Raw genomic sequence first — 15,439 nt, 5'->3', positions numbered from 1 at the left:
TTGAGGCAACAAGGTCAACAAAGTTCACCTGTATACGCATTCGGGTAAATGGATTTTATTGTTGTATTAATGGAGATTCCACCGATCCTATCTCCTGTATTCAACGGTAACCTCACTCAGGTTGCTGTAAGCATTCTCACCGCTGGCCACTTTTTTCACGCGGATGCGGATATAACGGATCTGCGGAACACCGGCAGCGAAATCGACCTTGTAAGGGCCAACGCCATTATTATCGAGTGTAACATCTTTCAGCAAGATCCAGCCTTTGGCGATGGCTTCATCCTTCCAGCCCGGATCATTACCCGGCAGGTTGGTGGCGGCATTCGTTATGTCTGCAATGCCCCATATCTCAAACTCGGTTGGATTGTGGCAGCAGTCGCGGCCTGTGATCTCGATATTCTGCAGACGGCGATATCCCCTGCCCATATCGAAAGTGAAATGGTGCGGCAGCTGTTTATCACCGTTAGAGTGCCAGATATTCGGCCATCCCTGTGGCCCTACAGACCCATCCCATAATTTAGCCACACTGGTTCCCCCGTCCCATGGCTGCACATCATTGGGCAATGAACTCACAACGCTGAAGAGGCTCTTATCTGCCCTGGCGATGGTGAAAGCGATATTGGGAAACGTATCCACCAGGTTCACAGAAAATGAATCCAGCGCTGTTTCCGAAGGGGTGTATTCACTCTGGTAAGCCACTTTGGTACCGTATTTGAAATCGAGAAGCGTTATTGAATTCTCTCCCGGCAGAAGGGTCACTTCTTTCAACTCATCATTCGTATTGGTATAACGCAGATAAGTAAGCGCATTGGTGGAATCCGGTATGAGAAAATTCAGCTTAACTTCTTTTCCTTCATCATCAAGGAACTCGTACGGATCACCGCTGTTGATATAGCGGTTCATCAGGCTGTTCTGGTAGGAATTGCCATAGACCCGGGCATTCTGCACTTCCACGGGAATGGATTTGTTTCCTTTTGCATCGAAGGAATACACGAAAAATGAATAAGTGTACTCCTGCAGGTTATTGATGATGGTGTACACGGTATCTCCGGGACTGTGTGAAGTGGAGCTCACTTCAACGGAATCACGGAAATTATTCCAGAAGATCCTGTATTTGGTAACGGAAGGGTCCGGACTGGGCGACCAGCCGATACCGAGCCGGCCATTGCCGGGCCTGGTGAAAACTTTTGAAATGGAGCCGGGGTATTTGATCTCCTCATTGTTGAGGTAATCCCTGAACTCATCCATTTTTTGTGTACAGGCAAGCAGGCAAACCAGACCTGTTATCCAGAGTAGTGATGAATATTTTCTAGGCATATAGCAGCGTTTATGGTTTACCTGGGATCACCCCAGAATGTCAGTTCGGCAATATTGAAAAAGTTATTGGTACCGGATGCGATCTCCTGGCACTGGAACCGGATATACCTTATTTTGGGCAGTTCCAGGTTGAAATTGTAACTGAAGCCTGCATTCCAGAATTCGAGATCGGAATTGCTGTATGCGGGGTTGGGCAGGCCTGATGGCTTTGCCGGCAGTTTGAAAGTACCGAGATTGATCCAGCCATTGGGAGAAGTCTGGCCAACGCCGGGAGCGCCGGGACCATTGGGCAAAGTTTCATCAACTGGATTCGTCTCCCTGCCCCAGAGCGTCCAGGTAACGGGCGCACCTGCCTGCCAGAGCCAGTTTCCGCTGCCATCGATGCCACGGTTCCAGATGGTATAACGGCTAAGCTTAGCTGCTTGTCCCATATCGAAAGTGACTACAGCAGGCCATACCAGTGGCTGGATGGGCTGCTCTGTGTGGTAACCGGGAGAACCGGTATTGCCATTCCACATATTTTCGATCTCCCAGCCGAAACCTGTTTTGGCATCAGTGGGCAGCACATAGCGACCGAATTTCGATTTGTCCATTTGTCTTTCGAATATCGGCTTCACGGTAGTGAACAGGGTATCGGAAACATTGTCCCAGTCATCAGTTATGTAAATACCGAATTCCAGGTTCACCGTATCATAACCCCGAAGACTATACGCAATATCCTCCAGCTTCGTAAATCGCTGGTTCACGATCTCGAATTGATTGGTGATGCGATCCTTCATGATGGTCACCACTCCGATATCAGCTTTTGCAGGATTCTCTATATTGATATTGATACCGCCAAAATCAGGCTGGGTACTGATTGTAGGGAAAGCCATCAGGTAAGGCGGCGTGTCCGGATTCACTTTCACTTCTACCGGATCAGACACCACATTGGCCCTGCTCACCGTTTGCAGTGTAACAGTGTACTCCTGCTTTTTGGCGAAGCCGCTCACGTGGATGGTATCGGAATAATAAGAGGATTTGGTCTGACGGCTGACCTTATCGTTGATCTTGTAGGTGGCCTGCACATAGAGGATGTTCTCGGAGTTGGGCAGGTCATAGGTGATGATGGCCCTGCCCGGACCATTTTCCACTTTGATATTGGACACAGTCCCGGGTTTTGTTTTATCACCGGAAACGATGTCTTTGTATTCATCTACTTTGGAACAGGCGAACATCACAAAAGCAATGGTTGCCGGCACCAACAGCGCTAAGTATTTTTTATATCGGGTTGTCATACTCATATTTTAAGCAATGTGTGTAGAGGTTTACCAGTAGGGCGTTTGGACCAGGTTGGGATTGGTGATGAGATCATATTCCTGTATGGGGAACAGGTAATCCCTCAATCCGAACACAGGTTGATATACGGTATTAAGCTGGTAGTATCCCGCTACAGTCTGGTTGAAAACCGACCAGCCCTGAAATGGTCTGCTGAGCACAGATTGCAATTCTTTCCAGCGGCGGAGGTCCCATCCTGCCTGTCCTTCAAATGCCAGCTCGATCCTTCTCTCCTGGTGGATGATCTGCCTCAAACCATCTTTGGTAGTGGGTTTGGAAGGATTGCGGGAATGCTGTGCCCAACTGGTAAGTACTCCCTGAAGTCCGGCTTTGGTCCTTACTTTGTCCAGCCAAACTACAGCATCACCCTGCGCACCGGTCTCGTTCAAACATTCAGCATAAAGCAACCAGAGTCCGGAGAGACGGATGAATGTCCAGGGATATCCTACCCACACCGAATTGTCGCCGGGAGTAGACTGGTAATGCACCAGCTTCTTGGCCCAGTAACCGGTATTGTTGAAACGGATCTTATCGGGAGGAGAAGCAAAACCATTCACAGCATTCACATAATTCGGATTGAGGTCATCAGTCTTTCCGGAACCGAACCAAACCCCACCATCGAAGGCAACACTGGAATAGTAACGCGGCTCACGATTGAAATTGCCGGCTACCGTGGTGTAATCTTTTTTGATATAGAATTTATTGGCTTCATCGCCCACCTGCAACTGATAACGGTTGGCATAATCGAAGTTGAGATCTTCATTGATGGGCACACCATTCTTTGAATAGAAGATTTCACTTTGTGCAATGGGAACAGAAAAATTGGAATAAACTGCAAATACATTCCTGGCAGCTTCCGCAGTTACGCGTGGCATTGTCATGTACTGCCAGCCGTAATGCGGGTTAAGCGTCCAAACCTGCTCTGGATTCCACCCATCAACAAAAGCCCCCTGCAGCGTGAGTAATTGTTTTGTTTCATCAGACATATGGATGATGCTTCCCTGAACGCGCAATTCATAAGGTTGTGCTCCAGCTGCCACTGCTGCATCGATTGCAGCCTTGCAGGCCGCTGCAGCACGTTCCCATTTAACAGGATCAAAGGTTGCAGGAAAAAGACTTTCTCCATTTTTCCCCTTGAAGCCCGCATAATCAGGGTTGCCATTGAAGAGCGGACTGGCCTGCGTGGTCAGCACTTCTGCTTTCACGGCCAGCGCGATGGCTCCGGAGATCCTTCCCGCTTCGGTAGCTGCATTCTGAATAGCAGGTGGCAGATCAACTATAGCCTCATCGATCGTTTTAACTACATAATTGAAACAGGAATCTAACGACTGCTGCTTCTGGCGAACTTCTTCTGAACTGGCGTTGACAGGAATGGCCTTGTCTGCAATGGGGATAGGTCCATACATGCGCAATAACCAGTAATGATAATAGGCTTTCAGGAATTTAGCTTCCGCCGCCCAGCGCTTCCTGTTGTAAGGTTCTACATCCAGCGGTACATGGATATTGTCGAGAAATGTATTGCACATGCGAATGCTCTCATACAATTTCACGCCCATATTGTAACCATCCCAGAAATTGTGGATGGGGTTCAGACTATTTTGTAATCCGCGCATGAGGTTGAAGCCGCCATCGCCTCCAATGCCGCCGAGCGTTGTCTTATCCGCCAGATCGGTAGGGAAGAACATTTCCCCTGAAGCGGTGAAACCTGCATTCCTGCGAACATCCGCAAGGGCCTGCAGGTTGGCGTAGCAACCGAACAGGTAGGCCTGCGTTTCATTGGCATTGGTGAAGGAACTGTTGAGTGTAGCCACATTGTCCGGCGTTACATCGAGGTATTTGCTGCATCGTTGAAAAAGGACCAGGGTGCAGCCGGCGAGAAATATTTTGATGATGATTTTCATATCCGCATTTTTTGAATCGTTCGGGTAATTTCGGTTATTGATCAGTGTTACAGATCAAGTTTCAAACCGACATTGAATACTTTCTGTACCGGGTAGGCAAAGCCATTGCCGGCCAGCTCGGGATCCCAGAGTTTGAAGCTGCTGAAAGTAAGCAGGTTCAGACCGCTGAAGTAGATTCTCATATTGCTGAGATAGATCGCATTGCTCCATCTTTTCGGAAATGTAAAACCTGCTTCCACTGATTTCAAACGAATGAAACTGCCATTGCGCAACCACCAGGTGCTGGTCTGCTGGTTGTTCTGGATCTCGTAGGTGGAGAGGCGGGGCCAGAGCGCATAGAGGTTCTGGTTTTCTTCAGACCAGTGATTGTCTGCATAAGCCTGCAGGATCTGCGCGTTGTTGGCAAAAGGAGCTGTCCCGAAAATGCCGTAATCGAAATCAGTACGGGCAGTTGGATCGATGAAGAAAGAAGACCTGGCCGATCCCTGGAAGAAGGCACTCATGTCGAAATTCTTATAACCAACGGAGAAGCCGAATCCATAAATGATCTGCGGCGTGGAAGGAAGACCGATAGGCACCATGTCTTCCTGGTTGATCACACCATCCTGGTTGATATCGCGGTATTTGATATCACCCCCCCTGGGCAGGAAATCTCCGAAATTCTGTACGGGGGAATTGGCAGCTTCCTTATCATCCACAAACAATCTTTCCGCAATGAATCCAAAAGGCTGATTGATCATCCTTCCGGTGCGGTAGCTCCAGGCATTGGGATACTCAGGCTCTTCCAGGTGGACAGCCTTATTGCGCGTTGCTGTGAAGTTGCCGAGCACAGAAGCCCAGAGCCCGTTCTTGAAATCTTCCCTGTAATTGATGCTGAAGTCGAAACCTTCAGAGTTGGCCTTACCCAGGTTGGCGCGGAGATTATTCAGCGCAGCTGATTCTATGCCCACCGTAATGGGGATGTAGCCACGCGAAACAAGGATATTGTATCTTCTCTCACGGTATACTTCAGCAATGATATTGAGTTTATCGAAGAAAGTAGCTTCAACGGCAAGGTTGCTCTTGCGGGAGGTTTCCCAGGTCACGTCCGGATTTGGATAGGCCTTGATCACTGTTCCGGCCATACTCACTGAATTGTTGGTACCGAAATAGGAACGCGGACCATTATTGGGCTCTACCGTACTCAGGTAGAAGAAACGTTGTGTTTTGGGATCGCCGATGGCATCATTACCTACCAGGCCATAGCTTCCGCGGAATTTGAGGCGGGTCAGGATCTCGCTCACCCTGCCCTTCCAGAATTTTTCGTTGCTCACCACCCATCCTGCACCGATAGTGGGGAAGAAACCAAAGCGATGTGCAGGAGCAAATTTTTCTGATCCGTTGTAACCGAAATTGAACTCGGCAAAATAACGATTGTCGTATGAATAACTGGCTCTTCCTGAAACGCCGAGGTTCCGGTTGGGAAGTGATGATTGCAGATCACTCCCGTTAGCGGTCAGCGTCTGCTGACGGTTACCCACAAGCGATCCGCCTACTGAATGATCTCCGAAGGTCTGGCTGTAATCCAGCCGCCCAAGCATGTACACATAAGTATTCAGCCATTTAGGTCCTTCCTGGTATGAAAGGTATTCCTGTGCCTGCCCTGGCTGGTTATTGAGCCAGTTCAGCCTGTACGCTCCGGTTTTTTCGTCTACTGTAGCCCGTTGTACATCATAATAAAATGGGCTGTAAGACCTGCTCACATCGAAATAAGAATAACGGTTGGTGCTGAACATGCCGAAGAATGTCAGTCCGGGTGTGATAAACTTCAGGTTCTGGTTCACTTCGAACTGTGCGGAGATCCTGGACTCGGAGAAAGTTTTGTAACCACGCATCAGTGATGCATAGGGATTGGACTGAAGCTGACTATTGGCATCAATCCTGTTACCAAAGAGAATATGTTTTGTGTTCCTGTTGGCGCTGTCTGGCTGCCAGTAAGCAGGGAAGCCAACGGGGATCGAGTGCAGTACCTGTGAGTACAGGTCTGTTGCAAATCCGCCGCCCTGGTTGCTGATCGGCCCCATGTATTCGTTGAAATTACCCCAGAGCCGAACGCCTACTTCCGTTGTGGAAGTGGCTTTGATACTGGTATTGGCGCGAAGCTGGTAATTCTCGAATTTCATTCCTGAATTGAAATTGTTCACAGGGTTCATTTCCAGGATACCATTGTCTCTCGAATAGGAACCAGCGATATAATATTTTGCGAGGTTGTTGCCACCACTCACACTGAAATTGGCGCGATAGGTTTGTGTCTGGTCTTTGAAGATAGCGTCCATCCAGTCCACGGCAGGATATAAGATGGGATAGATACCACCAGCGCCTTCCAGGTTCTTCTGTGTACCGATGATCTCATTGGGCTGATAGTATTTTCCAACGCCAGGTGTTCTGGTAGTGACGGCTTCATTGTACATGCGCATATACGTTACCGGGTCCGCCAGCTTGATGCTTTTAGTAGGTGCGGAAATAGCAGTTTCGGCACGCAGCTCCACTTTTGCTTTGCCGGCCTTACCTTCTTTTGTTGTGACGAGTATCACGCCGTTGGCGCCGCGTGCACCGTATAATGCGGCAGCACTCGCATCTTTGAGGATGGAGAAACTGGCGATATCATCCACCTGTAACCTGGCCAGGTCATTGGCGGTAAGCTCAACGTTGTCTACGAGGATGAGTGGACTATTACTATAACCAAGTGTGGTAACGCCGCGGATGAAGAACTGGGAATTGTCCATACCCGGCTGGCCTCCGCGCTGGAAGCCGATCACACCGGCAATCTTACCGGCCAGCGCATTGGTGAGGTTACTGGCGGGGATCTTGAGCTCACCCGGTTGTATAGACGTAACCGATCCAACCACTGCCTCCTTTCTTTCCTTACGGCCGAAGGCAGTAACCACCACCGCGCCGAAAGTGTCTATGATAGTAGAAAGATAAACGGTAGCCGCTTTCCCTTTCGCCACCACCAGCTCTTTGGACTTGTATCCAACAAAGGAGAATTCAAGCAATGCCTGACTACCGGAGATGTCCAGGTGAAAAACACCGGATTTGTCTGTAGTGGTTCCCTGTCTTGTTCCCTTGATCACTACTGACACGCCGTTGATGGGCAGCCGGGTTGTACTGTCCATAACATAGCCGCTCAACCCACCGTTGGATTGCGCATCTGCCTGTAATGAAAATGAAAAAAGAGAAAGGGATAAAAGAAGAAATGCCAGAAAGGGGTAGGGCAAACGCTTCCGGAAGCGCAAGCAAGCAAATCTGATTTTCATATTTAAGCAATTGTTGGTTTGTTCGGCAGGGGTTGGCCCTGCCGCAGTATGATAGTATTTCCGGTGGTCGCTCCATCTATACTATCCTATACTATACCACTAAGATATGAGAATTATCCGATCTGCCAAAAAAATGTGAAGAACGCGAACTGTGGCTGTCGCTCGCCTCCCGGCGAGCGACTGGGTACACGCTGCTATTTGATTTCATAGATCCGTGCATCAGATGCGGGCACATGAAGGGTTGCTCCCGGGTTGAGCGGACCTGATTCTCCCGAGAAAAGTTCTTTACAATATTTGTTGCTGACTTTATTCAGTATAGCTGCAGGAATACTGATCTGCTGATCAGCGTTGCCATAATTGAACAGAGCGATGTACAGTTTTTTTCCATCGATACGATAGAACTGCTCCACTCCCCTGTTTCCTGTATTGCCGCGAAGCGGACGGAAGCTCTTTCCGTTCGCTGCAATTTGTAACAGCGCTTTGTTCTGTAATAATTTTCTGGCAGTGTTTGTCCATTTTCCGTGAGAGGAATAATCATCGCCTGTGATCAGGGAACCTGTCACCAGCGCAGATGCAAGCCTGGCCCTGTTCACACCATCCTGCTCAGATGCAAACACCACATGGTCCGCATCCACAAAATCATAAAGATGCGATTGCCACCAGCCATAACCGGTGCTGTTCAAAGTATATTCGGTATTGTCGAGACTGCTCCAGGCATCACATGCAATGCGGCGCATGTGCACATAGCGTGCAGTAGCAATATTGGGCGAGATGGCCGCATACACCAGCATCTTATCGTCCAAAACACTATCCAGGAATTGCATTCCTTTTTTGAAAGCCTGCATTCCGGTGGTAACGGATGGATCATAGAAACGATCGGCTTCCTGGCAACCATGACCCAGGAAATCGATCTTGATCATTTCGAAACCAAGCGCTTTCATCTTATTGATGGTATGTTGGATGCGCTTCTGCGTGGCAGGATGCGTGGGATCCATCGCACGGCCGCCATCGATATCGAGCATACGGCCATTCTGTTTTGTCCAGGTTTCCACATAAGAATAATCGGATCCTTCCACTTTTCCATCGGACTTACTCCAGTCGGCGAATGGCGTCCAGTAAATGCCAGGCTTCAGTCCTTTCTTTTTGCAATGGGCTACAAATTCCTGCAGCCTGCTCACATCTCCGTTAATACCCCGGGTAGTGAAATTGTCCCAGAAAGCATCCAGATCGATGAACAATGTCTGGTCTGCATTCCTGAATCCCCTGAGACTGTCGGCAAAGAAATCCACCACGCGGATGGCCTGATCGAAACGGATCTTTTCTTTCAGTACGCCCCAGCTGTTCCATCCCATTGGCGTAGCACGTTTCCAGTTAGCAATGGAACGTGCATGCAGTTTTCTGTTCTGCTGCGCAAAAATCTCCATGCCATCACGCCAGTCCTCACTCAGACTGATGAGGATTTTGGGAGAATACACCCTGCCATCAACAGGCAATACTTTCCCATGCGGGATCACATCATGCGTGATGGTACTATCGGTGAAGCCAGACCGTAGTTCAAGTACAGCTTTATTATCGCCGCCGGATCTCAGCAGGAAGCCTGTTTTCCAGTCGTCCTGCTCCAGAGACCCGATCACCAGTCCTTTATTATCATCTGCATTGTACACTGCTCCCAGCTCGCTGCCATTGAATGCTGCAGTTGCCAGGGGCATTGCATTGTATCTTGCCCACATATCGTTATCGAAAGGAACAAAGAGCGCGCGGTTATCTCCTTCCTGCACCCAGTTAAGATTGTCCGTCACCAGTGGTGATACCGAGCTTACCGGCCCTGCATTGCGAATGACCATCTGCGTTATGAACTGTCCCTTTCCTTGCAGCACATAGAACAACTGCGTCATCGATGGATCATTTTCGAATTGCAGATTGTAGAGTTTCGTTTTTCCCAGGTTGGTCTTCATGTCTCCGATATGGTAACTGATCTTTCCTCCCTTGCGGGTATCGCCGGCTTTGTCTGCCTGGTATGAGGCATAGGCATCCTGCACAATGATCTTTCCATTCCAGAAAATATCGTACTGGCCCTTGTCGAGTTTGTAAACGATCTTACAGTTATCCCCGATGGGAATTTCCAGCAGTTGTTGCGCCTCTGATACAACGGAAAAAAACAAACAACAAAATGTCCAGGTGATCGATCTTTTGTTTGCCATAAAATTCAGTTCAGGTGTTTAGATGAAATATTTTGTCAGCCTGCAATGCCCGGCGGTGAAAAAAGTATGAACATTCCCACCATCAAAGCCAGCAGGATCGCATAGTACAGGTGCCTTCTCTTCCAGGGAACAATATCCACTGCTGCCTGCCGGGGTAGCTGGAAAGGGCTTTCCATCGGTCTCAACCTGCCTATCAGCAGCATGATCCCGGAAGTGACCAGGAACAGGATGGCCAGTACATGCAGGTAATGCAATTGTAAATCGAAAAGGAATTGCGTGGCTGTATACACCGTAACAAAGAACAGGATGCCCACTTTCGCTGCCAGTGGCGGCACTCTTTTGGTGAGCAGCCCGATCACCATGATGGTGAAAACAGGCACACTGAAAAAGCTCGACACTTTTTGCAGGTAATTGTAAAAACCTCCTTCGAAATACATGATATAAGGAGAAAAGATGATGGCCAGTATCGTTACACATACCTGCAGTATCTTGCCGTTGCGTAACAGTTTTCGCTCATCGGCCTTTGCGCCGTTCCGTTCCAGCCAGGGCTTGTAAAGGTTCATCGTAAACAATGTGCCTGTACTGTTGAGCCCTGCATTGAAAGTGCTGAGGGCGCCACCAAACACTACTGCCGCCACGAGGCCGATGAATACAGGAGGAAGGATATCACTCACCAGCCGCGGAAAAGCGGTGGCAGTATTTTCAAGGTTGGGATAAAGATGCACGGCAATCAACCCCGGAACATTCAGCAACAGTGGTGCAAATAACTTTCCCACCACCGCCAGTGAGATACCCTTCTGGCTTTCCGCCAGGTTCTTCGATGCCAGGGCTTCCTGTACAATGTACTGTTCCATGCCCCAGTAATAGATGTTCACCAGCAGCATCCCCGTGAAGATGGTGCTGAAGGGCAATACATCTTTCGGTCCGCCGATGGCATTAAGGTGATCCTTATGCGCAACTGAGAGTGTGCGTACGCCTTCCCAAACATCGCCATCGCCCAAAAACCTGAAACCATAATACACGATCATACTGCCACCTATCAGCATACCTATACCCTGCACCACATCCGTGATGGTTATGGCCCGCAGGCCACCGAGCACATTGTACAAAGCGCCCACCACGCCAACTACCAGCACAATCAGTTGTATGGCAGAAAAATAACTGATGCCCAGCCAGCTGTCCACATGAAAGATGCCATTGATAGCCACCGCGCATCCATACAACACGGTTGGGATGAGATTCACGAAATATCCAAGGAGGAAGATGATACTGACGATGCGCTGCGTTTGCACATCAAATCTTTTTGCCAGGAAATCTGGTGTGGTCACCGCCCCGATGCGCAGATACATCGGCATGAGGAATTCCGCAACAAGCAGCATGGCCAGTACGGAACTCATGCCCCAGGCCATCACAGACATGTTGGTGGTATATACGAACTCATTCTCCCCTATGAACTGGTTGGCGCTCATATTGGTGAGGAACATGGAACTGCCGATCATCCAGAAGCCCAGGCTGCGATTGCCCAGGTAAAAGCCAACAGGCGTTTGCTGCTGCTTTTTACGGCGCGTAACGTAAATGGAAACAAGGGCAGCCGCAACCGTTACAAAAAGGAAGCTGAGTAGTATGGTCAGATTCATAATAAAGCAATCATAAGGATCCCCTTCTCAGGAGAACGGTCGGAATCACTTCCTGCACTTTTTCACGGTGCAGCACAAACGAAGCAGCCTTTTCCGCCATAATGGAAAAATCTGTTGAGTAGGTGGTGATACCATCAAAGATGATCTCTTTCACCACCTCATCGTTATGACTGAGGATGCCTACATCCTTTCCCAGCCTGAAACCCTTTGCCTTGGCGTCTTTCAGCATCTGCCAGAGCTCTGCATTGTTGATAGTGAAATACACATATCCTTTCTCGATGGAGCCGGGAATATATTCTGTTCGGATCACGCTGTTGATCTTGAAATTCTTCACAAATTTCTTGTACGCGTCCAGTATCTCGATCGGCGTATCCGATGCAGGGCGATGGTAATGGATCATGCCTTTGAAACGCCTGATGGCGGGAGCCAGCTCGGCAAAAGCGGCATAGGAAGATTTTTCGAATTCCTGCACCACATAGCTGAACTCTTCTTCCAGCTTCTGGTAACGGTCGATCATCAGGAATTTGTTCATCGGAAGTGTGCTGAGAATACCGGCGGTGCGCTTGTGCGGAATGGGCGCCACCACGTACATGCCATATTTCCCTTTTACACTTGCTACTATACTTTCCAGCACATCGATATTGTTGTGATGGAAAAAGATATCGATATGGGCAGGTTCGCCCAGGTTGTCGCGAAATGTTTTGTAGAACACTTCCTGGAAACTGTCGAATGCGAAGATGATGAGTGCAATTCGAAGGTTATTCTCCGTATTCTCGCGGGCCACGTAAAAACCAATACGGTTCTTACTTTCAACGATGCCCCTGCTCACCAGTTCCTTGTAACCCTTGGCAATGGTTTCGCGGGCGAATCCCAGCTCTTTTATGAAATTGTTCACGGAAGGCAGCATGTCTCCGCGTTGGATCAGTTTATCGTTGATGGCGTTGATGATACCCTGTACCAGTTGTTCGTGCTTTGACAGGCCCTGGATGTTTTCCAGCTCCCGGACCTGCTCATAAATATTCTGCATAGCAAACAATCTTTTAACTGTACTATTCTATCCTACTGTGTAAATGTATTCAACCTTTTGATGATTCCAAAAACATTTTAGAAAAAAAGGATACAACACGGCTATATCAAAAACAGCCTGCTGTCTTACTCAGCAGGCTGTTCACTTTTATGGAATTCTATTTTTGTTATTGCATTCTTCTGCCGCCTTTCTGTCCTGCCTGTTCTGTCTCCCTGTTGATCTCTTCAATATCCACTGGTCTTTCCGTTGTATCGCCCATGAGATGCAGCGTAAAATAATCCGCCATTTTCCAGAAGAAATATTCAGTCATATCACCGAACCCATGACGCTGACCGGGCAATATCACCAGGTCAAATCTTTTATTGGCCTTGATCAGTGCGTTGACCACACGCATGGTATTGGCAGGGTGTACGTTGTTGTCGATATCACCATGAGACAGCATGAGATGGCCTTTGAGGTTCTTCACCAGGTCCTGGTTCTTTTCGATATTGTACACGAAAGTAGTGTCCTTCTCTCCGATCACTTCTTTCACGCCATGATGTTGCTCACTCCACCAGCGATTGTAAATGGTATTATCGTGGTTGCCGGCGGAAGACACGGCCACTTTGAAGAAGTCGGGATATACCAGCATGGCAGCAGTGCTCATGAAGCCACCACCGGAGTGGCCATGAATGCCCACGCGGTTCACATCGAACCAGGGATAACGGTCAGCGAGCTGTTCGGCGGCTGCTTTTTTATCGGCAAGACCATAATCACGGAGATTGCCGTAACCATAGTTATGATACCATTTGCTGCGTGCCGGGTGTCCACCGCGGTTGCCCATCGTGATCACGATAAAACCGAGATTCGCTAACCTGTCTGTGCGATCCATGGAACGCCCGAAAGCTTTGTTCACCGCTTCTGTTTGCGGACCGGGATACACGTACTGGATCACAGGATATTTTTTGGTGGAATCGAAATCCATCGGTTTGTACATCACACCATAAATATCTGTGATGCCATCATCGGCTTTTACTTTGAAAGGCTGCGGGAATTTGAAACCGGTAGCCATCAGTGAGGAAAGATCGGCCGTTTCCAGTTCCATCACTTTACGTCCATCTGCTGCATAAAGCGCAGACCTGGGAACTGTGTTCACGCGTGAATAGTTGTCAACAAAGAATGTATTGTTATCGTTGATACTCATGGCATGCTCAAACTCACCGGGGTTCAGCAGTTTCAAACCAGAGCCATCGAAGTTCACGCGATAGGCATGAAGATAATATGGATCCTCATTGGGCTCCCTGCCATTGGCTGAGAAATAGAGCACGCGTTTGGCTTCATCTATTCCAAGAATATTCTCTGCATGCCAGGTGCCTGATGTGATCTGGTTCTTCAGATTTCCATTTTCATCATAGAGATAGAAATGCGCCCAGCCATCGCGCTCACTCCAGTGAATAAGCTCTTTGCCGGCATTTACCAGTCCCAGCCTGCGTATTTCAATATAGGTATTGAATCGTTCTTCGATCAATACTTTTACAGTTCCTGTATTGATGTCCACTTTACATACATCCACTTTTTTCAGATCGCGGCCGGTGCGGGTGAAATAGAATTGCTGATCATTGCCCAGCCATTTGGAAGGACGCCAGTCGTCATCGCGCTCTTTCGCCAATTCTTCCGCAGTCCATACATTCAGGTTCTGGTCTTTGAAAAGCGATACCTGCATTTCCTTTCCTGTTTTTGCCACGGCATCGAATAAATAAAGATGATCAACCGGCGCATCTTTTTCACCAGCCATCATGTACTTGTAGGTTTCCAGCGTGGGGCGTGGTTCAGCAACTGCATTGATCACCCACAGGTCTTTCACTTTGCGGCTGTCTGTTCGCAACAATGTGAAGTGCTTACTGTCCGGCGACCATCTCGCACCAACACTTTTCCTTTTTTTCTTATTGGTTTCCTTCTCCACATTGGTTTCATTATTCCCGAAACTGCCGCTGCCATGATAGCTGTAGTATTCAACGCCATCTGTTGTAATGGCATGTTCAACTATTGTACTGTCGTCTTCTTTCAGCAGCGCTTTTTCATAATTGGCTTTGTCCATCCAGTACAGGTTATAGTCCCTGCCGAAGAGGATGATATTGCCATCGGGAGAAATATTGGCCCAGGAAGGTTTGCGTTTGGGCTTTTTGAAATCGGGCAGCTCAATGAGCTCACCCGAATTCAGATTGTACTCAAAATAAAATATTTTTCGTTCGCGGGCCGGTGGTGTGCCAGCAGCATTCCCTTTTCCTTTGGTAGCAGCGGATGTATCTTTTTTCACTATTTCTTCCGTGCTTTTAACTTCAAACTGTATCCAGTTCTCATCACGAACAAAACGAAGGCTGTCGATATTCAGGTGCTGTGCATCGAAAGGGTCTTTCACAATGCGGGTCAGCTTTGCAGCCATGATGGCATTATCGAACATCGTTCTCTTTTCTCCTTTTGCAGGATCAACGATGTACCATTTCTTTCCGTCGGTGGTTTCATATACATACCAGAACCTGTCGCTTTTTTTCAGCCAGTGCGGATCCACTGTAGTGCTGAAAATAAGCTTGCTGAGCTTGCGGGGCGCAAACCTGGCGGCCTGCTGGTAATTGGCTTTCGTTACCGGGGTCATTTGTGCAGATGCTGCAACAACAGCCAGCATCAGCATCATGGTGTAAATAACTCTCATGCTTATTGGGGCGATTTTTTAAAGTGTGTGAAGTTCGTTCATTGAGACGTTGAA

At 48.5% G+C, this 15,439-nt stretch carries 8 protein-coding genes; all 8 read right to left on the bottom strand.

Annotated features, from left to right (window positions below; genetic code table 11):
* Positions 1-87 precede the first annotated feature (87 nt).
* On the bottom strand, positions 88-1,317 hold the full coding sequence (locus FSB84_RS14665; RefSeq protein WP_130538695.1) for a DUF4998 domain-containing protein: 1,230 nt from the start codon (positions 1,315-1,317) through the stop codon (positions 88-90).
* A gap of 17 nt (positions 1,318-1,334) precedes the next feature.
* Entirely contained in the window at positions 1,335-2,594 is a 1,260-nt protein-coding gene (locus FSB84_RS14660) for a DUF4959 domain-containing protein (protein WP_158643907.1), read from the bottom strand.
* A 30-nt stretch (positions 2,595-2,624) separates the two neighbouring features.
* Positions 2,625-4,535, bottom strand: coding sequence for a RagB/SusD family nutrient uptake outer membrane protein (locus FSB84_RS14655; protein ID WP_130538693.1), 1,911 nt, complete (start codon positions 4,533-4,535; stop codon positions 2,625-2,627).
* A gap of 47 nt (positions 4,536-4,582) precedes the next feature.
* Positions 4,583-7,831: a SusC/RagA family TonB-linked outer membrane protein gene (locus FSB84_RS14650; protein ID WP_130538692.1), complete on the bottom strand. Its 3,249-nt coding sequence runs from the start codon at positions 7,829-7,831 to the stop codon at positions 4,583-4,585.
* A gap of 194 nt (positions 7,832-8,025) precedes the next feature.
* Positions 8,026-10,032, bottom strand: a complete 2,007-nt coding sequence (locus FSB84_RS14645; RefSeq protein ID WP_130538691.1) for an alpha-amylase family protein — start codon at positions 10,030-10,032, stop codon at positions 8,026-8,028.
* A gap of 35 nt (positions 10,033-10,067) precedes the next feature.
* Positions 10,068-11,669 carry a solute:sodium symporter family transporter gene (locus FSB84_RS14640; RefSeq protein ID WP_130538690.1) on the bottom strand — a complete coding sequence of 534 codons (1,602 nt, stop codon included), beginning with the start codon at positions 11,667-11,669 and terminating at the stop codon, positions 10,068-10,070.
* Positions 11,670-11,679: 10 nt separating this feature from the next.
* On the bottom strand, positions 11,680-12,696 hold the full coding sequence (locus tag FSB84_RS14635) for a GntR family transcriptional regulator (RefSeq protein ID WP_130538689.1): 1,017 nt from the start codon (positions 12,694-12,696) through the stop codon (positions 11,680-11,682).
* A gap of 166 nt (positions 12,697-12,862) precedes the next feature.
* Positions 12,863-15,385, bottom strand: a complete 2,523-nt coding sequence (locus FSB84_RS14630) for a S9 family peptidase (RefSeq protein ID WP_130538688.1) — start codon at positions 15,383-15,385, stop codon at positions 12,863-12,865.
* Positions 15,386-15,439: the final 54 nt, after the last annotated feature.

The sequence above is a fragment of the Pseudobacter ginsenosidimutans genome, assembly GCF_007970185.1.
Lineage (GTDB): Bacteria > Bacteroidota > Bacteroidia > Chitinophagales > Chitinophagaceae > Pseudobacter > Pseudobacter ginsenosidimutans.
This window is presented reverse-complemented; position numbering and strand designations above follow the sequence as displayed.